Origin of the sequence: Advenella kashmirensis W13003 (assembly GCF_000506985.1) — a bacterium.
Classification (GTDB): Bacteria; Pseudomonadota; Gammaproteobacteria; order Burkholderiales; family Burkholderiaceae_B; genus Advenella; species Advenella kashmirensis_A.
Window position 1 is genome coordinate 993,442 of sequence record NZ_KI650980.1, and the last position, 18,121, is coordinate 1,011,562.

The 18,121-nt window shown below is 54.8% G+C and carries 19 protein-coding genes; 4 read left to right on the forward strand and 15 right to left on the reverse strand.

What is annotated here, in order from left to right:
• Positions 1–146: 146 nt before the first annotated feature.
• The 3 genes from W822_RS39310 to W822_RS39320 form a co-directional block, all read right to left on the reverse strand.
• The gene (locus W822_RS39310; protein WP_024006212.1) at positions 147–1,076 is read right to left on the reverse strand and encodes an electron transfer flavoprotein subunit alpha/FixB family protein; all 930 of its coding nucleotides are present in this window, start codon (positions 1,074–1,076) and stop codon (positions 147–149) included.
• Between the two features lies 1 nt (position 1,077).
• On the reverse strand, positions 1,078–1,827 hold the full coding sequence (locus tag W822_RS39315) for an electron transfer flavoprotein subunit beta/FixA family protein (protein WP_024006213.1): 750 nt from the start codon (positions 1,825–1,827) through the stop codon (positions 1,078–1,080).
• Positions 1,828–2,057: 230 nt separating this feature from the next.
• Positions 2,058–2,984: a histone deacetylase family protein gene (locus tag W822_RS39320; protein WP_024006214.1), complete on the reverse strand. Its 927-nt coding sequence runs from the start codon at positions 2,982–2,984 to the stop codon at positions 2,058–2,060.
• 228 nt (positions 2,985–3,212) lie between these two features.
• Here W822_RS39320 and mltB point away from each other — a divergent pair, with 228 nt between their 5' ends.
• Complete coding sequence (gene mltB / locus W822_RS0123855; RefSeq protein WP_051401800.1) at positions 3,213–4,343, forward strand: lytic murein transglycosylase B; 1,131 nt, start codon at positions 3,213–3,215, stop codon at positions 4,341–4,343.
• Positions 4,343–4,792, forward strand: a complete 450-nt coding sequence (locus W822_RS46540) for a hypothetical protein (RefSeq protein WP_172642804.1) — start codon at positions 4,343–4,345, stop codon at positions 4,790–4,792. Before mltB ends, W822_RS46540 begins: the two co-directional genes overlap by 1 nt.
• Before the next feature lie 83 nt (positions 4,793–4,875).
• Here the strand turns inward: W822_RS46540 and aceA are convergent, their stop codons facing one another.
• The 8 genes from aceA to orn all read right to left on the reverse strand — a co-directional run bounded on the left by aceA (position 4,876) and on the right by orn (position 12,829).
• Positions 4,876–6,177: an isocitrate lyase gene (gene aceA / locus W822_RS0123860; RefSeq protein WP_031243124.1), complete on the reverse strand. Its 1,302-nt coding sequence runs from the start codon at positions 6,175–6,177 to the stop codon at positions 4,876–4,878.
• A gap of 274 nt (positions 6,178–6,451) precedes the next feature.
• Entirely contained in the window at positions 6,452–6,586 is a 135-nt protein-coding gene (locus tag W822_RS46745) for a hypothetical protein (protein ID WP_024006216.1), read from the reverse strand.
• 191 nt (positions 6,587–6,777) lie between these two features.
• Positions 6,778–8,073 (reverse strand): MFS transporter, encoded by a 1,296-nt coding sequence (locus W822_RS39325; RefSeq protein ID WP_024006217.1) that lies wholly within the window; start codon positions 8,071–8,073, stop codon positions 6,778–6,780.
• Positions 8,074–8,178: 105 nt separating this feature from the next.
• Positions 8,179–8,751, reverse strand: a complete 573-nt coding sequence (pgsA, locus tag W822_RS39330; RefSeq protein WP_024006218.1) for a CDP-diacylglycerol--glycerol-3-phosphate 3-phosphatidyltransferase — start codon at positions 8,749–8,751, stop codon at positions 8,179–8,181.
• A 52-nt stretch (positions 8,752–8,803) separates the two neighbouring features.
• Positions 8,804–10,633, reverse strand: a complete 1,830-nt coding sequence (gene uvrC / locus W822_RS39335; RefSeq protein WP_024006219.1) for an excinuclease ABC subunit UvrC — start codon at positions 10,631–10,633, stop codon at positions 8,804–8,806.
• Positions 10,596–11,666, reverse strand: coding sequence for a beta-N-acetylhexosaminidase (gene nagZ, locus W822_RS39340; protein ID WP_031243127.1), 1,071 nt, complete (start codon positions 11,664–11,666; stop codon positions 10,596–10,598). The genes uvrC and nagZ overlap by 38 nt, the downstream gene beginning before the upstream one ends.
• Positions 11,667–11,822: 156 nt before the next feature.
• Positions 11,823–12,263 (reverse strand): holo-ACP synthase, encoded by a 441-nt coding sequence (gene acpS, locus W822_RS39345; RefSeq protein ID WP_024006221.1) that lies wholly within the window; start codon positions 12,261–12,263, stop codon positions 11,823–11,825.
• Between the two features lie 20 nt (positions 12,264–12,283).
• Positions 12,284–12,829, reverse strand: coding sequence for an oligoribonuclease (gene orn, locus W822_RS39350; protein ID WP_024006222.1), 546 nt, complete (start codon positions 12,827–12,829; stop codon positions 12,284–12,286).
• Between the two features lie 53 nt (positions 12,830–12,882).
• Between orn and W822_RS39355 the strand changes: the two genes are divergently transcribed.
• Complete coding sequence (locus W822_RS39355) at positions 12,883–14,154, forward strand: M48 family metallopeptidase (protein ID WP_031243128.1); 1,272 nt, start codon at positions 12,883–12,885, stop codon at positions 14,152–14,154.
• Complete coding sequence (gene rsgA / locus W822_RS39360; protein ID WP_031243129.1) at positions 14,151–15,041, forward strand: ribosome small subunit-dependent GTPase A; 891 nt, start codon at positions 14,151–14,153, stop codon at positions 15,039–15,041. The genes W822_RS39355 and rsgA overlap by 4 nt, the downstream gene beginning before the upstream one ends.
• A 24-nt stretch (positions 15,042–15,065) precedes the next feature.
• Here rsgA and W822_RS39365 read toward each other — a convergent pair whose 3' ends face one another.
• From W822_RS39365 to W822_RS39385, 4 genes are all read right to left on the reverse strand, one after another.
• Complete coding sequence (locus tag W822_RS39365; RefSeq protein WP_024006225.1) at positions 15,066–15,785, reverse strand: NUDIX hydrolase; 720 nt, start codon at positions 15,783–15,785, stop codon at positions 15,066–15,068.
• A gap of 234 nt (positions 15,786–16,019) precedes the next feature.
• Entirely contained in the window at positions 16,020–16,406 is a 387-nt protein-coding gene (gene rplS, locus W822_RS39370) for a 50S ribosomal protein L19 (RefSeq protein ID WP_024006226.1), read from the reverse strand.
• 335 nt (positions 16,407–16,741) lie between these two features.
• The gene (locus tag W822_RS39375) at positions 16,742–16,951 is read right to left on the reverse strand and encodes a hypothetical protein (protein ID WP_024006227.1); all 210 of its coding nucleotides are present in this window, start codon (positions 16,949–16,951) and stop codon (positions 16,742–16,744) included.
• A 395-nt stretch (positions 16,952–17,346) separates the two neighbouring features.
• On the reverse strand, positions 17,347–17,991 hold the full coding sequence (locus tag W822_RS39385; protein ID WP_024006229.1) for a peroxiredoxin: 645 nt from the start codon (positions 17,989–17,991) through the stop codon (positions 17,347–17,349).
• Positions 17,992–18,121: the final 130 nt, after the last annotated feature.

The window sequence follows — 18,121 nt, forward strand, 5'->3', positions numbered from 1 at the left end:
AGCAGTCAAATACAGCGCTCGAATACAACTCACCCGTCATTGCGGCGAAAGCATATGCCGCAATGACGGGTGAAATTTTTTCTGTTTGTCGTTCAGACTGCGTGCAAATGAGTGCAACGCATGCACCCATTCACATTTGCCCAATTTTAAATGGCTTTTTCCAGCTCAGGCACTGCAGTGAACAGATCCGCAACCAGGCCGTAATCGGCCACACCGAAAATCGGTGCTTCCGGATCTTTGTTGACGGCAACAATGACCTTGGAGTCTTTCATACCGGCCAGATGCTGGATGGCGCCGGAAATACCGATAGCAACATACAGTTGCGGCGCAACGATTTTGCCGGTCTGACCGACCTGCCAGTCGTTGGGCGCAAAACCGGCGTCAACCGCAGCGCGTGAGGCACCCAGGGCGGCGCCCAGTTTGTCAGCCAGCGGTTCGAGCAGTTTGAAGTTTTCTGCGCTGCCCATGCCACGACCACCAGAAACAACCACCGAAGCGGCAGTCAGTTCAGGCCGGTCATTCTTGGCCACTTCGCGGCCGATGAAAGACGACAGGCCGGAATCGCTCACGGCATCCAGTGTTTTGACTTCGGCACTGCCACCTTCTGCAGCAACGGCGTCAAACGCGGTGGTACGAACGGTGATGACTTTTTTCTCGTCTGAAGACTGCACAATGGCGATCGCATTACCGGCATAGATGGGACGCTCGAACGTATCAGCGGAATCGACGGCCGTAATATCGGAAATTTGTGCCACGTCCAGTTTCGCAGCGACGCGGGGCGCAACGTTTTTACCGGACGCTGTCGCGGGGAAAAGGATATGGCTGTAATCGCCGGCTACGGCCAGGACCTGTTCGGCCACGTTTTCAGCCAGGAAATCTTTCAAATGATCGGCATCGGCCAGCAGGACGCTGGACACACCGGCGACCTTGGCAGCCTGGGCAGCCACGTCCTGTGCGCCACCGCCGGCAACCAGAATATGAATATCGCCGCCGATTTTCTGGGCAGCAGCCACCGCGTTCAATGTCGCGGGTTTCAACTGCTGGTTATCATGTTCTGCAATAACAAGGGTCGTCATCTTAAATCACCTTCGCTTCATTCTTGAGTTTATCTACCAGCGCTGCCACGTCAGCCACTTTGATACCAGCCTTGCGTGAAGGCGGCTCGCTGACTTTCAGGGTCTTGATGCGAGGGGTAACGTCAACGCCCAGCTCTTCGGGAGTGAGGGTATCGAGCTGTTTTTTCTTCGCTTTCATGATATTAGGCAGCGTGACATAGCGTGGCTCGTTCAGACGCAGGTCGGTTGTCACGATGGCAGGCAGTTTCACGGAAATGGTTTCCAGGCCGCCGTCCACTTCACGCGTGACCTTGGCGGTCTCGCCTTCGATGACCACTTTACTGGCGAATGTCGCCTGAGGCCAGCCCAGCAGTGCGGCCAGCATTTGGCCGGTCTGATTGGCATCATCGTCAATGGCCTGTTTCCCCAGGATGACCAGATTGACCTGCTCTTTCTCGGCAACCGCCTTGAGCAGCTTGGCCACAGCCAGAGGCTGCAGTTCTGCATCAGTCTGCACCAATGCCGCGCGGTCAGCGCCGATGGCCATGGCTGTGCGCAGGGTTTCCTGGCATTGCGCCACGCCGCAAGAAACAGCGATCACTTCGGTGACCGTACCCGCTTCTTTGAGCCGTGTAGCCTCTTCAACTGCGATTTCGTCGAACGGATTCATCGACATCTTCACATTTGCAATATCGACGCCAGACTGATCTGACTTGACGCGCACTTTGACGTTGTAGTCAACAACGCGCTTTACAGGCACTAAAACCTTCATCCAACAATCTCCTTGATTTACGGGGGCAGACGCCCTGATTTATGACTGAATCCTATTTATTTTACATGCTTGCTTCAGGCGATTTGACTAATTCATTCAATCCCCTGAATTTTGCGCCAGGAGCGTTCCGCGAGGCAAAACAGACTCGATTTTAAGAGGACGTGCAAAACCGGTGGCGCACGCCGTACCCCGATCCTGCAGGCAGGACAAACAGATGGATGCAAATGATGTTATAAACCGGCCAGTGCGCGGATATGTGCTTCGGCGCTACGCCCCAATGCTGAGAGTGCGTAACCACCTTCGAGCATGCTGATAATCCGCCCATCGCTGTAGCTGGCAGCGATTTCCTTGACCTTTTCGGTGAGCCACACATAATCCTTTTCGACCAGATCAAGCTGACCCATATCGTCTTCACGGTGCGCGTCGAACCCGGCAGAGATAAACACCAGCTCGGGCTTGAACGCGTCAAGCGCCGGCAGCCATTCGCGCTCGACCAGCTCCCGGATTTTCTCTGCCTTGGTATAGGCGGGGACCGGACTGTTATGCATATTGGCAGCCGGGTGATCCACTCCGCTGTTGGGAAACAGCGGATACTGAAAGAAACTGCACATCATGATCGAATTATCATTGGCAAAGACCGCTTCCGTTCCGTTGCCGTGATGCACATCGAAATCGACAATCGCAATCCGTTTGATGCCATAACGTTGCTGCGCATAGCGTACCGCAATCGCCAGGTTGTTGAAAAAGCAAAAACCACTGGCACGCGATGGCTCGGCGTGATGGCCGGGCGGCCGCACGGCGCAGAACGCGTTTTTGGCGTGACCGGCCAAGATCCGGTCAACCGCCTCCAGCCCTGCCCCTGCCGCATGCAACGCGGCCTGCCAGGTATGGGGATTCATGCAGGTTTCTTCGGTATCGACATTGAAATACCCTTCCTGCGGCGCATTGTCACGCAGATAATGCACATGCGCTTCGGTATGGACACGCAACAGATCGGATTCCTGCGCTTCCCGAGCCGGAATGTGCTGCAGAAAATCGGCCAGACCGCTGGCAACCAGCCGGTCATTGATGGCATCGAGTCGGGCCGGCGACTCGGGGTGCCAGGCGTGCATTTCGTGCCGGTGGCACGAAGAATGCGTAATGAATAGTGTCTCCACAATATTCGTCCTGCTTTTAAATAACTGAATTACGCTTGATTGATCTTATTTTATCTGCCTACAATCTACCATATTTTGCCATGGGACAAGCCGCCCCGCATTTGCCGGGGACTCAGTCGATCGTCCTGTTGCCCGATCACTTGTGGCATGATGCTGTTCATGTCCTGCTCAGTTCCTGGTCATATCCGCGTTTGCCGCGCCCATTCTGTCATCTTCACGGGGTTCCTTTTGAAACGATCATTTGCACTGCTTCTCCCAGTCCTGCTGCTGTCACTGTCTGCCTGTTCTTCAACTGGCCAGTCCGTCTCTTCCACTGGCCGCCAGGATGCCGTTTCCGCGGGCAGTAACGGACCCGCAGGCTGGGCGGCCGAGAACCGCAAGCTGAGCGCAGACCGGAACACCTTTATTACCCAGGTAGCCGAGCGCCATGCCATTCCCAAAGCCCATATAGAAAAACTGATGGCGACGGCCACGGTCGATGATCGCGTGATTCGCCTGATGACGCCCAAGGGCAGTGGCGGCCGGGTCACGCGCGCCTGGCAGAGCTACCGCAACCGGTTTGTCGAACCCATTCGTCTGCGCAAGGGCACGGCTTTCTGGGACGCCAACCGCCAGGTGCTGAACCGGGCAGAAAAAACCTATGGCGTCCCGGCGGCGGTCATTACCGCGATTATTGGCGTGGAAACCGTATATGGCGAACAAACCGGATCGTTCCGTGTCATGGATGCCCTGTACACATTGGGCTTTCATCATCCTGAACCTAACCGGCCCGAGAAGAGCCAGATGTTCCGCAATCAGCTAGCCGCCCTGCTGGATCTGGACTATCGCGATAAAGTGGATGCCAACGCAGCCACCGGTTCCTTTGCCGGCGCCATCGGCCTGCCCCAGTTCATGCCTGTCAGCATTGAGCACTACGCGGTTGACGGCGACAATGACGGCCACATCGATTTGCGCTACAGCACCCAGGATGCCATTCTGTCTGTAGCCAACTATCTTGCCAAACACGGCTGGCGCGCCGATACCCCAGTTTTTGCTCCTGTGACGCTGCCGGCTGGCGCCGCTGCTTTAGTGGATGGGGGCCTTGAACCGACCTTCACCTGGAGCCAGTTGCAAAGTCGGGGAGCCACATTACGCCCGGGCGCACAAGGCGGCAACTGGCAAACCGGCAAGGAATTGGGCGTGATTGATTTGCGTGACGAAATCCGCGGCAGCAATGAGTATCGCACCGCCACACGCAATTTTTTCGCGATTACGAAATACAACCGCAGCTATTTCTATGCCGCGTCGGTCGCCGATCTGGCTCACGGCCTGGCTGAACGCCAGCGCAGCAGCGGTCATCAGGTGACTATGCCTTATTGATGTTTCGGGTGTGCGCCAGTAAAAAAGCGCACATCGAAAGCACAACAACAACAACAACAACAACAACAACAACAACAACAACAACAACAACAACAACAACAACAACAACAACAACAACAACAACAACAACAACAACAACAACAACAACAACAACAACAACAACAACAACAACAACAACAACAACAACAACAACAACAACAACAACAACAACAACAACAACAACAACAACAACAACAACAACAACAACAACAACAACAACAACAACAACAACAACAACAACAACAACAACAACAACAACAACAACAACAACAACAACAACAACAACAACAACAACAACAACAACAACAACAACAACAACAACAACAACAACAACAACAACAACAACAACAACAACAACAACAACAACGAAATTCCGGCAAAAGAATAACGGCCATGCCGGGCATGCGTGAACAATTCATCACACTTGCCCGACATGGCCGATTTCGTTACTACACGGCAGGCAAGGCTGTCGCCTCGCCAACCGCCCTTTGCCTTAACCGTGAGAGAACTGAGCCTCTTCGGTTGAACCGGTCAGGGCTGTCGTTGAAGAACGACCGCCTTCGATTGTCTGGGTCACGGCATCAAAGTAACCCGTACCTACTTCGCGCTGGTGTTTGACAGCCGTAAAGCCCTTGTCCGCAGCCGCGAATTCTTTCTGCTGCAATTCGACAAACGCACTCATCTGGTTGCGAGCGTAACCATGGGCCAGTTCGAACATGCCATAGTTCAGTGCATGGAAGCCGGCAAGCGTGATGAACTGGAATTTGTAACCCATGGCGCCCAGTTCACGCTGGAATTTGGCAATGGTGACGTCATCCAGATTCTTCTTCCAGTTGAACGATGGCGAGCAGTTGTACGCCAGCAGTTTGCCCGGGAACTGCTTATGAATGGCTTCGGCAAATTTCTTCGCGTCTTCCAGATTCGGCGTCGAGGTTTCGCACCAGAGCAGGTCGGCATAAGGAGCATAGGCCAGTCCGCGGGAAATCGCCTGATCCAGGCCGGCTTTCGTACGGAAAAAGCCTTCGGCCGTGCGCTCGCCGGTCAGGAATGCCTGATCGTTCTCGTCCACGTCGCTGGTGATCAGATCGGCCGCGTCGGCGTCAGTCCGGGCCAGCAGCACTGTCGGTACCCCCATGACATCGGCTGCCAGTCGGGCAGACACCAGTTTGGCAACGGCTTCGCGTGTCGGCACCAATACTTTGCCGCCCATGTGGCCACATTTTTTCACGGATGCCAGTTGATCTTCAAAGTGAACACCTGAGGCGCCTGCGTCGATCATGGCCTTCATCAGTTCAAAGGCGTTCAGTACACCACCGAAGCCGGCTTCTGCATCGGCAATGATCGGGGCGAAATAGTCCACATAGCCTTCATCGCCCTCTTCCTTGCCTTCCATCCACTGAATCTGGTCACAGCGCGTCAGCGAGTTGTTGATGCGACGCACGACCTGTGGAACGGAGTTGGCGGGATACAGGGACTGATCGGGGTACATTTCACCAGCGATGTTGGCGTCGCCCGCAACCTGCCAGCCCGACAGATAGATTGCCTTGAGGCCGGCCTTGATCTGTTGCATGGCCTGGTTGCCGGTCAACGCGCCCAGCGTATTGACGAAAGGCTCGTTATTGAGCAGGTTCCAGAGTTTTTCGGAACCGGTACGGGCCAGTGTGTATTCGTTCTGACGTGACCCACGCAGTTTGATGACCTCCTCGGCACCATAACCCCGTTTGATTCCCTGCCAGCGGGGATTTTCTGCCCATTCATTCTGAAGATTACGGATAGCGGTTTCGCGTTTAGACATGATTCACTCCTAAAAAGAAAAGTAAGATTCCATGGAGAAAATTCTATCGGAAGATCGCAGTGCAATATACACTTATGTCTTATATAAGACTAATTATTAATTTCATATAAATCAATTAGTTAGTGATTTTATTTTATAATATGAAATAGAATTTGCGATGATGAAATGAACAATTTGCAGGTGCAACATGCAAAATTCACGTTATGAAATGGCAATCCCATAATGTGAAATTTACCTCATTCATGAATCTCAGGCAGCGTATGCGCCGCACCGTTCAAAACGCCCCGAAGCAGGACCAGAATAAATTGGAGACCGAAATATACAAGTCCGGGTTGATGTACAGGGAAAATACAAACAGCAGTACGACCACGGCCAGACCGTATCCAACAAGGCGTTTGACGTTTGTCATTTGTAGCTCTCCTTTCCGAAAAGGCATGCGATCTACCGCGTTGCGGTTTAGTCCGGGTTCGCCGGCTGGCAGCGGTTTCCCGTTTTAAATTTATGCCTTAAGTATACGCCGCTGCCAGCGACAAGAGTAACCGGAGAGGCAATCTCGGCCGACGACCGGAATCAACGAATCGACCCTGGTTTGCTATGGCGTCAGGCTGATCCTGGCTCGGCGACGACTCGCTGGTTTTCCTGACGCTGTGCGCACCAGGCCACCCAGAACGCTGCCAGCACCGCGCCAAACAGAGCCACACCCGATACCAGCCAGGGGCCGCGCACAGTTTGATGATCCAGCATAAAACCGTATAACACCGGCCCCAGTGCCGAGCCCACATCCATGCCGGAGTATACCAGTCCGTAGACGGAACCCAGCGCACCCTTGGGCGTCACGCGGCGCACCAGCATATCGCGCGATGGACCCGCCATGCCACTCAGAAAACCAGCCACGCACAGCCCGGCGATCGCCAGGCCAGGCGGCAACACGCCCATGGCCAGTGCAATGAACACCAGTCCGGAAGTGGCCAGCGAGCCGGCCACAATGCGTTCCGTCCTGTCGGTGCTGCCCGCAAGAAAACCGCCCAGCAGCAGACCCGCGCCGGCAGACAGCATATACAGAGAAAGCGCCGAGCTGGCCCATTCCTTGCCGACATCATACAGCGAACCCAGGATCGGAATAGTGAAGTTCTGTACCGATGACATCGCACCCGAGGTGAAGGCAAAAAACAGGAATGCCCCCCATAGCGCAGGATTTTTCAGAAGCATGCGCAACTTGGCGCCCAGGCCTGGCCGCGCTGCCCGACTGCGTTCCTGCGCTTGCACATCGTTCTGCGCGACCGGTGTGGCTAACAGGGAGGCGCCGATAAAGGTGGACAGAAAGAGGCAGAACAACACCACTGCGGCAGCCGCAGCTGCGAAGCGCCAGGAACCGGTCTGCACGATAAAGAACGTGATAAAAACCGGCGTGAGCGCCCATCCCAGATTGCCCGACACGCCATGAATACTGAAGGCGTGCCCCAGACGTCGCTGGCTCACATTCTGATTGATAATGGAAAAGTCGACCGGGTGAAAAACCGAATTGCCCGCACCACCGATCAACGCCGCCAGAACAAACACCCAATACGCATTGGCAACAGAAATAAGCAAAGCAGATACAACCATGCAGGCCAGCCCGAAGCGCAGCACGGGGCGCGCGCCCAGTTGATCGACTACGAATCCCGATGAGGCCTGCCCAAAACCCGAGACCACGAAGAACACGGTGGCAAGAAAGCCCAGTTCGGCAAAGCTGTAGCCAAAGTCCCGGTTCAGGGAAAGATACAGGGACGGCAGTACCAACTGATAGAAATGCGAACCGCCATGCAGCAGCCCGATCAACGCAATGACCTTCCAGTCTCTGGCGTTGCCGCCGGTCTCAGGTCCCCTGAGAGGCGTGGTCATGGTTTGGGCGGTCATAGGGTACCTGTCATTACGGAATTTTTTCGTAGAAAGAAAACGTTATTGCTGCCGTGGTTCGCTACTGTGGTTGTTCATGAGTGGTTGTTCATCAGCGGTCACTCATTACTGCTGCTGTCGCTTGATGATCGGCCAGGCTTTCTTCATATAGTAAAACATGGACCAAATGGTGAGCACGGCGGCAATATAAACCAGCACCTGGCCGATGATGGTGAACGGGATGGAGCGCCACTCCTGGTGAAACAGCAGACACGGTATCGCCGTCATTTGCGCAGCTGTCTTGAATTTGCCAAGCCAGTGCACTGCCACGCTATCGCGCGCGCCGATGGTGGCCATCCACTCGCGTAATGCTGAGATCGTGATTTCCCGCCCGATAATGATCAGCGCAATAAAGGAATCGAGTCGGCTCAGATCCAGCAGGATCAACAAGGCTGCACAGACCATGAGTTTGTCCGCGACCGGATCCAGAAAGGCCCCGAAAGAAGAAGTCTGGTTCCACCGACGAGCCAGCCAGCCATCGAACCAATCAGTGAGCGCCGCAAAAATAAACGCCAGCGCGCCGATGGTATCGCGCACAGGAACATCAATCCAGTTCACCGGCAAATAATAAAGCGCGATGATCAGCGGAATCATGGCAATCCGCATCCAGGTCAGAATAATGGGTATGTTCAGTGGCATAGGGGCTTTAATACGCAAAAAAATCAGCAAGGCATAATGCGTAATCCTACCACTAACGTAAAGACTCATAGATACGTTCCGCCAGTTCCCGGGAAATACCTTCGACTGAACGCAAGTCATCGATGCTGGCCGAGGCCACACCCGAAAATCCGCCGAAGCGCGCCAGCAACTTCTGCCGACGCTTGGCGCCTACGCCCTCGATTTCCTCGAGCCGCGAAACATTCCGCGCCTTGGCACGACGGGCACGCATGCCGGTAATCGCGAAGCGATGGGCCTCATCGCGCACCTGGGCGACCAGCATCAGGGCTGCTGAACCCAGGCCCAGGGCCACCGGGGCCCGCTCATCGGTAAAGACCAATGTCTCCAGCCCGACCTTGCGCCCTTCTCCCTTTGCCACGCCAACAATCACACGCGTATCCAGGCCGAACTCGACAAACACCTGACGGGCAATTTCTACCTGACCCTTGCCGCCATCGATCAGTACAACTTCGGGTAGCGGCGCTTCACCATCAGCCACTTTGGAAAAGCGGCGGATCAGCACCTGGCGCATGGCGGCATAATCATCCCCTTCGGTAATACCGGCAATGTTATAGCGGCGATATAAGGAGGGCTGCATATCATGATGGTGATAAACCACACAGGATGCCTGGGTGGCTTCGCCCGCCGTATGGCTGATATCAAAGCACTCGATCCGCAGCGCGTCCAGCGATTCATCATCGGTATCCAGCGCCAGCAGTTCAGCCAGCGCCCGTGTGCGCGCGGCGCGCGAGGCCGATTCGGACAGGGTGCGTGCCAGCGAAAATTCGGCGTTGCGCATGGCCTGGTCCAGCCAGGTGCGGCGCACCCCTTGCGGGCGGGTTTGCAGGCGGGTCTTGATGCGCGTGGGTTGCTGTTCATTCAGCAAGGCCAGCAGGTTCTCGTCGGCCAGGGTTTCGGAACAGACCAGGACAGGCGGCAACGGGTTTTCCAGATAATGCTGGGCGATAAAGGCCGTCATCACATCGGAACGGCTCTCGCCATCGGCCTGCGTAGGGAAAAAAGAACGATCGCCCAGGTGCCGGCCACCACGCACCATGGCCAGATTGACACAGACCTTGCCCGCAGCCTGCGCTACGGCGATGATATCGACATCGGTTTTATCCACTTCCTCCATGGATTGCTGGTGCAGAACGGTTGCCAGCGCCTGCATCTGATCACGCAAAGCCGCGGCCTGTTCAAAACGCAGTTCGTCCGAGGCCTGCTGCATGCGGTTTTGCAGATCGCTGACCACATCATCGGCCTCGCCATCCAGAAAACGCACTGCCTGGTCCACATCGCGCTGATAATCGTCTTCGCTGATGAAATTGACACAAGGTGCGGTACAGCGGCCGATCTGATACTGCAGGCAAGGACGCGAACGGTTAGAAAACACCGTATCTTCACAGGTGCGCAGGCGAAATACTTTCTGCAGAATCTGGATGGTTTCGCGCACCGCCCAGGAGTTCGGATACGGTCCGAAAAAACGGCCACGGCGACTGGTGGTGCCACGATAGTATGCAATGCGCGGATAGTCATGCGCACTGATCATCAGATACGGATAGGACTTATCGTCGCGAAACAGAATGTTGTAGCGCGGCCGCAGGCTCTTGATCAGGTTGTTTTCCAGAATCAGCGCTTCGGCTTCCGAGCGTGTCACGGTCACTTCCACCCGCCAGACCTTGGCTACCATCAGGGCGATGCGGGGGCTGTCCGGGGTCTTCTGAAAATAGGATGAAACGCGCTTTTTCAGATCCCGGGCTTTGCCCACATATAAAACGGTGTCTTCCGCATCCAGATGGCGATATACACCGGGCAGATGCGGCAGATCACTCAGAAAGGATTTGAGATCGAAAGTCTCGGGCATACTGATACCGTGAGTCTGATTGCAGGGTACGCCAGTCCATGAATGGCCGGGTCGGCTTCAGGGCGCGAATGCGGGCGACCGATTCAGGCGACTGTTCAACCGCCAGCGACGCCAGCAGGTCATCGGCCAGGTCGGGGCGGTTGCATACCAATACCATATCACATCCGGCATGCAGTGCTGCCTGGGCGCGGGCCGTAATATCGCCTGCAACCGAGGCCCCTTCCATGGTCAGATCATCCGAGAACACCACCCCATCATAATGCAGGCGCTGCCGCAGGATCTGCTGTACCCAAATTTGAGAAAAGCCGGCGGGTGAGGCATCTACTTTCGGATAAATCACATGAGCCGGCATCACGGCCGAGAGTACGGGGTGCCCCAGCCAGCCATAGGGCATAGTATCTTCAGACAGAATCTGTTCCAGCTCGCGCTCATCGACCGGGATAGCGACATGGGAATCGGCATCGACAAAGCCATGACCGGGAAAGTGTTTACCACAGGAGCCCATGCCGGCCAGGCTCAGGCCCTGAATCAGAGCCCGCGCCAGCATGGCGACGACACGCGGATCCCGGTGAAAAGAGCGGCTGCCCACGACCGAGCTGACGCCATAGTCCAGATCCAGGACCGGCGCAAAACTGAAATCCACACCGCAGGCGCGCAATTCGGCAGCCAGGACATAACCCATTTCGGTCGCGGCGCGCATGGCCTCCAGAGGACGACGTTCCCAATAACGGCCCAGCTCCTGCATGGATGGCAAATGCGTAAAGCCCTTATCCCGAAAACGCTGAACCCGCCCGCCTTCGTGATCGACAGCGATCAGCAAAGGCTCATTTCTGGCGGCATGGATCTCGGCAGTCAGGTCTGCCAGTTGCTGCGGATTTTCATAGTTGCGTGCGAACAGAATGACAGCGCCGGTTAGCGGATGGGCGAGCCGATCACGCTCAGCCTGGGTAAGGCGGTGACCGGCGACATCGAGCATGACGGGACCCGGCGCCAAAAATGACGACTGTGTTGACGAATGTGCAGATGCTTTCATTGAGGTATTGAAGGGCGGATTGAAGGGAGTATTCGGGGGCCAATCGGCAGTCAGGCCGTTTTTACCGGATTGAACGGCATACGGAAGCGGCCCGGCCGATTTGAGCACGCCCTGAAGTATTTGACAGTACAAGTTAAATAAATAGAACATACCGACTTACACCGGCTTGCGTTCCACCATGGCAAATGCCATGGCCAGGTCTGCTTCATCGGTCAGCGAAATATGAGCGGCGCCAAACCGTGCTTCATACCAGTCTTCCAGCGGCGGGGCCAGCACGACCTGAGGCTGGCCGCTGGGCGCGTTCAGCGTTTGCATGCGCGACCAGGCCATGGGCTGGCGCATACCCAGACCGACAGCCTTGGAGAACGCCTCCTTGGCGGCAAACCGGGTCGCCAGAAAGCGGATGCCCCGCTCCGGATCACGGGCCTGTCGGCGCAAAAACTTTTCCCGTTCCTGAGGTCCGAGAATACGCGTGACAAAACGATCACCAAAGCGCTCATAGGCATGACGGATACGATGGATATGAATCAGATCCGTACCGATGCCGGCGATGGCCGCCTGGGCTGTGACTTCCTGAGGTGTGACTTCGTTCGCCATGTGCAATTCACCGTGAAGCGCTAAAGCTTGATAAAATGTTCCCGATAGTATTTGAGTTCGTCAATGGATTCGTAAATATCGGCCAGCGCCTCGTGTCGGCTTTTCTTGTCGAATCCCTTGTACACTTCTGGTTTCCAGCGGCGGGATAATTCCTTGAGCGTGCTGACATCCAGGTTCCGGTAATGAAAATGGCTCTCGAAACGCGGCATGTATTTGTACATGAAACGCCGATCCTGGCTTATCGTATTACCGCAAAGCGGGGAAGCCCCCTTGGGAACCAGCGGTGCCAGAAACGCCAGAAGAATATCTTCGGCCTGGGCTTCGGTCAGGGTGGAGGTACGTACTTTATCAGTCAGGCCGCTGCGGCCATGCGTGGAAGTATTCCATTTATCCATGCCCGTCAGCACCTCGTCGGATTGATGAATGACCAATACCGGTCCTTCCGCAACCAGCGTCAGATCAGGTTCGGTGACAACAACGGCCACTTCCAGAATTCGTTCTTTTTCCGGATCCAGGCCACTCATTTCCATATCCAGCCAGACCAGTCGCAGATCATTCACAGCCATTTTCGATCCTTATTTTTCAGAAACATTATTTTCGCACAGAGCACACAATAGAAATGTCCCCAACCCCGTTTACGCTTTTATTTGTCCTTTTCCTTGTCCTGGAGACGGTAACACACTTGTGGCTGGCTTCCCGTCAGGCACGGCATGTCACCCGTTATCGCGGCCAGGTGCCGGACGAATTTGCCGAAAAAATCGGACTGCGCAGCCATCAGCGCGCCGCCGACTATACGGTCGAGCGCATGAAACTGTCGGTGACGCAGCGCGTATTTGACGCGATGGTGCTGATTGCGTTCACTCTGCTGGGCGGATTGCAGGCCATCAATGAATTTCTGATCGGCGTGATCCCCAATGATTTCTGGCGCCAGCTACTGTTGCTGGGTTCAGTCCTGCTCATCTCCGGCGCGCTGCATCTACCCTTCAGCCTGTGGAAGCAGTTCAGGCTGGAAGAAAAATTCGGCTTCAATCGCATGACCCTGAGTCTGTTCATCAGTGATACGATCAAGGGTCTGCTGGTCAGTGTGGTGCTGGGCCTGCCCCTGGCTGCCGTCACGCTCTGGCTGATGGCGGCCGCCGGTCCGCTTTGGTGGCTCTGGGCCTGGCTGGTGTGGGTGGTCTTCAATGCCTTTATCCTGTTTGTCTTTCCGACCTGGATCGCCCCGCTGTTCAATAAATTTACACCACTGGACAATCCAGAACTGGCCGAGCGCATCAACAACCTGGCGCAGCGTTGCCACTTCGCGCTGCAGGGGCTGTTCGTGATGGACGGCTCCAAACGCTCGGCGCATGGCAATGCCTATTTCACCGGTTTTGGCAAATCACGCCGTATCGTCTTTTTCGACACGCTACTGAGCAAACTGAATCCGGAAGAGATCGAAGCAGTCCTGGCACATGAGCTGGGACACTTCAGCCACAAGCACGTGCAAAAACGCATGATTTTCAGCTTTTTGCTGGCATTGGTCTTTTTCGCCATCCTGGGGTACCTGAAAAACCAGATCTGGTTCTATCAGGGCCTGGGCGTATCGCCCGTCATCAACGGCTCCAATGACGCCATGGCGCTGTTGCTGTTTTTCATGGCCATGCCGGTTTTCACCTTTTTCTTTGCGCCGGTGTTCAGCTTCTTTTCCCGCAAGGATGAGTTCCAGGCTGACCATTATGCCCATACTCAGGCCAGTTCCGATGCGCTGATTTCCGCCCTGGTCAAGCTGTACGATGACAATGCATCAACGCTCACACCCGACCCTGTGCATTCGGCGTTTTACGACAGTCACCCACCAGCGTCGCTGCGTATCCGCCGATTGCATGAATTGCAGGCAATGAAAGGATGATCCGCGGCCGCGTTATTGCCGCTCACGGCCGTCATTATCAGGTCGAACTGGACGATGGCCAATTACGCCAATGTTACACGCGCGGCAAAAAATCCGGCATTTGTGTCGGTGACTATGTCGATATCGAAATCCAGGGACAGGAAGAAGGCCGGATCGAACGCATTCATGAGCGCCGCAACCTGCTGTACCGATCAGACGAGATGCGCGCCAAGCAGTTTGCAGCCAATGTCGATCAATTACTGATTGTGGTGGCGGTCGAGCCGCTTTTTTCCGACGACCTGACCGGAAGAGCCCTGGCTGGCGCCTTCAGCGCGGACATCAGCCCCGTGATCCTGCTCAATAAAAGCGACCTGAGCAAGGGCCTGCCCCTGGCCCGGGCGCGACTTGCAGAGATGGCAGCACTGGGGGTACCCGTCGTTGAGACCAGCACCCTGCATCCCGACGCCCTGCGCGATACGTTGCTACCCCTGCTGGCCGGCAAAACCAGCCTGTTGCTGGGTCAGAGCGGCATGGGCAAATCCAGCATCCTGAACATTCTGGTACCCGATGCCAGGGCAGACACTCAGGCCCACTCTTTGGCGCTGGGCACGGGCAAACACACCACCACCTCGTCCCGCCTGTACCATCTGCCCGACAGTCAGGGCGATCTGATAGACTCTCCCGGCTTTCAGGCGTTCGGCCTGAAGCATCTGGGGCAGACAGAGGTTGAACAGGGGTTTCCGGAGTTTGCGCCCTTTAGCCAGCATTGCCGGTTCTATAACTGCACGCATCGACACGAGCCGGGCTGCGGGGTACTGGAGGCGCTGGAAAAGGGACTGATCAATGACAAACGTCATGAGCTTTACATGCGGATTCTGGCCGAATCGACCGCGCCGCAGAAATATTGATTGCGCACGCGGTTATCAGAGCAATCAGACAGGCGCCACCGCCAGCATGCGGTGGTAAAAATTGCGGATGACGTTTGCGGTTGCACCCCAGATAAAATACCCCTTCCAGGGCATTGAATAATAATAGCGCTCCTTGCCGTCAGGCTGGATGGCATGATGCAAACGGTGATTGGCCGGATCCATCAGAAACGCCAGCGGCACCTGGAACACTTCGGCCACTTCCACCTTGTCTGTTTTGATTTCAATCGTGCCGTCGAGCCACCCGACATAGGGGCGTAATAAAAAACCGGTACCGGTATAAAATTCCGGCAACTGACCCAGCACCGTGACCGACTGGGTAGGCACCCCAATCTCTTCAAACGTTTCGCGCAAGGCGGTGTGCTGGGGATTGATATCACCCTCTTCTACCCTTCCTCCCGGAAAGCTGATCTGGCCGGGATGGTGATACAGCTTTTCTGAACGCTTGGTGAGCAGAACTGAAATTTGCCCGCCATCGTTAACCAGCGGCATCAGAACAGCGGAATCGATATACGCTTCAGACTGGTATTGCACAATTTTGGCTTCGTTCCATTCCTGCACAAGCGCATCGGCCGACCAGACCAGTGAATGCGCGAAAGCCTGTTCGATCAATGCCGGCGTGAGGGCAGCAGGCGCGATGGCATGCAGATTTTCATTGGCCGTTGTCCATTTTTGAGCCTGTACGTCAAAACCGGGGGTGATGGGCTTTCTTAATGGTTCAGTCAAAACAGCGTCCTATGGCAATCGATAACATGATCAACCCGACCATTTTACGGCACGGACGATTGTTTCGGGGTATTCGGAATAAAATGAAATGGGAAGTGGGGAAAATAGAGCGCGAGGCAACGCTGCAATTGATTAGAGCCGGCAGTGCCGGCTCTAATCAACCCTGTTGCCACACCCGCAAATGCCGGGTGGCAACAATCAGGGGAACACAATAAATCAGTCGCGCAAGGCTGCTTATGCCGTTGCCTGTTTATCGGCCTTGCGTACCAATTTTTCTTTGATACGAGCCGCTTTACCTGAACGGTTACGCAGGTAGTACAGTTTCGCACGACGTACATCACCACGACGTTTGACGACGATAGATGCGATTTGTGGAGAATACAGCTGGAATGTCCGCTCAACGGCTTCGCCTGAAGAAATTTTACGGACAATAAAGGAAGAATTCAGACCACGGTTGCGCTTGGCAATAACCACGCCTTCGTACGCCTGCGCACGCTTGCGGGTGCCTTCAACCACATTCACGCTGACCACAACAGTGTCGCCTGGCGCAAATTCGGTTACGGGATTTCCACCAGTCAGACGCTGGATTTCTTCCTGCTCGAGTTTTTCGATAAGATTCATTAATAGACTCCGGTTCATCATGAACGGCTGTTTAGAATAACGTCACATTATGTGTGATTGCACCGACCCATTCAGGTGCGTTTGCCGACAGAGGATAAATAGAACTCGCAAGTATAACGTATTTGATGCGTGAGCGCCAGTCTTTGGCGCTGCCTGGCTTGAATCGAGGGATTTAAGTTGTTGAATTCAATGAAAAAACAACACCAGCGGCCGAAATAGCCCGAACGAAGCACTAGCGGTACGCAAGCACAGTGACGTCGCTCAGCAAGCGCAAGGCACCTGCACGGCGCCAAACAGACATGCGCAGCACACACCACACCTGGCCCTGGCTCGCATCAGGCCAGTCCGGCAGCGCTACCCAGGAGATTCATGACGGGGATCAGCGCAAACCAGGCGGCGACCATGCAGACATCGGCCAGAAAGTGACCGCTACGATGCATTTTGGTGTCTTTTTTACGATAAAGCGTGGCAAAGGACTGGTCGTACTGACGGCAGGCTGATATAGTTGAAGCAGGAGCACCAGGCTTGCGGGTTTGGGTTGTCATGATGAAAATCTCCAGAAGTTAAGAGGTGCCTGCCCCGGCCAAATGACAATCTGAATGCTGGAAAACACCAGACTGGAACGATATTCAACAAGGGCAGGCGGATAACTAGGACCCTAATCTAGTTATATCGCGACTATGCATTGCGATAAGAGATACTGTACATTTATACAGTATTTTTTGCAAGCGCTTTTTTCTCAACTTTTCCGTTTTGTGGTATTTGCTTCCTACCCGCGGCGCGAACGCATCACCCATAAAAAAACCATGACACAGGGACAGTATCTGGCTGCGGGCGGACCGAGTCGTCGCTTCAGGCAGATACCATTCAATGGCATCATGGTTTTGATCGAACCCCCGCAAGCGCGGCGGTTCGCTTTACTGCACCGGTATCAGCCGGATTATTTATTTGGCTGAGGCGTTGTACGCAGGTATGGGCGCACTTCCGTATAGCCTTTGGGGAATTTCTGCTTCAGTACTTCGGGATCTTTCAGAGAAGGCACGATAATCACGTCCTGGCCATCTTCCCAGTTGACCGGTGTTGCCACGCTGTGCGAGTCGGTCAGTTGCAGGGAATCGATCACGCGCAGAATTTCGTTGAAATTGCGGCCCGTGCTGGCAGGATACGTAATGATCAAACGCACTTTTTTCGCCGGATCGATGATGAAAACCGACCGTACGGTCGCTGTTGCGCTGGCGTTGGGGTGAATCATATCGTACAGCGTAGACACTTTGCGATCGTCGTCAGCCAGGATCGGGAAGTTGACAGTCGTGTTTTGTGTATCGTTGATGTCTTCGATCCATTTATTATGCGAATCGGCATCGTCAACAGATACGGCCAGGACTTTTACATTACGCTTGGCAAATTCATCTTTCAGCTTGGCGGTAAAGCCCAGCTCTGTCGTGCAGACAGGCGTGAAATCGGCCGGATGGGAAAACAGAACACCCCAGCTGTCGCCCAGATATTCGTGAAATTTGATCGGGCCCGTGGACGAATTCTGTTCGAAATCGGGGGCATCGTCGCCCAAACGCAGTGATGTGCTCATGGTATCTCCTTGGTAAGTGTGAGGAATGTCCGATGCCGCGCATCGGACGGTATACCCGGATTATGTCAAAGATTATTTATTCCCTAAAAGAATAAATGATAATGTTGATATAGCCCATTTGAATATTAAA

What these genes read in the sequence shown, in the direction of transcription:
- W822_RS39315 (WP_024006213.1), bottom strand. Translation starts at nt 1,827, where the DNA reads ATGAAGGTTTTAGTGCCTGTAAAGCGCGTTGTTGACTACAACGTCAAA.
- W822_RS46745 (WP_024006216.1), bottom strand. Translation starts at nt 6,586, where the DNA reads ATGACAAACGTCAAACGCCTTGTTGGATACGGTCTGGCCGTGGTCGTA.
- nagZ (WP_031243127.1), bottom strand. Translation starts at nt 11,666, where the DNA reads ATGAAAGCATCTGCACATTCGTCAACACAGTCGTCATTTTTGGCGCCG.
- rplS (WP_024006226.1), bottom strand. Translation starts at nt 16,406, where the DNA reads ATGAATCTTATCGAAAAACTCGAGCAGGAAGAAATCCAGCGTCTGACT.
- pgsA (WP_024006218.1), bottom strand. Translation starts at nt 8,751, where the DNA reads ATGCCACTGAACATACCCATTATTCTGACCTGGATGCGGATTGCCATG.
- W822_RS39325 (WP_024006217.1), bottom strand. Translation starts at nt 8,073, where the DNA reads ATGACCGCCCAAACCATGACCACGCCTCTCAGGGGACCTGAGACCGGC.
- W822_RS46540 (WP_172642804.1), top strand. Translation starts at nt 4,343, where the DNA reads ATGTTTCGGGTGTGCGCCAGTAAAAAAGCGCACATCGAAAGCACAACA.
- W822_RS39355 (WP_031243128.1), top strand. Translation starts at nt 12,883, where the DNA reads ATGTCCCCAACCCCGTTTACGCTTTTATTTGTCCTTTTCCTTGTCCTG.
- W822_RS39310 (WP_024006212.1), bottom strand. Translation starts at nt 1,076, where the DNA reads ATGACGACCCTTGTTATTGCAGAACATGATAACCAGCAGTTGAAACCC.
- orn (WP_024006222.1), bottom strand. Translation starts at nt 12,829, where the DNA reads ATGGCTGTGAATGATCTGCGACTGGTCTGGCTGGATATGGAAATGAGT.
- uvrC (WP_024006219.1), bottom strand. Translation starts at nt 10,633, where the DNA reads ATGCCCGAGACTTTCGATCTCAAATCCTTTCTGAGTGATCTGCCGCAT.
- W822_RS39385 (WP_024006229.1), bottom strand. Translation starts at nt 17,991, where the DNA reads ATGAGCACATCACTGCGTTTGGGCGACGATGCCCCCGATTTCGAACAG.
- acpS (WP_024006221.1), bottom strand. Translation starts at nt 12,263, where the DNA reads ATGGCGAACGAAGTCACACCTCAGGAAGTCACAGCCCAGGCGGCCATC.
- rsgA (WP_031243129.1), top strand. Translation starts at nt 14,151, where the DNA reads ATGATCCGCGGCCGCGTTATTGCCGCTCACGGCCGTCATTATCAGGTC.
- aceA (WP_031243124.1), bottom strand. Translation starts at nt 6,177, where the DNA reads ATGTCTAAACGCGAAACCGCTATCCGTAATCTTCAGAATGAATGGGCA.
- W822_RS39375 (WP_024006227.1), bottom strand. Translation starts at nt 16,951, where the DNA reads ATGACAACCCAAACCCGCAAGCCTGGTGCTCCTGCTTCAACTATATCA.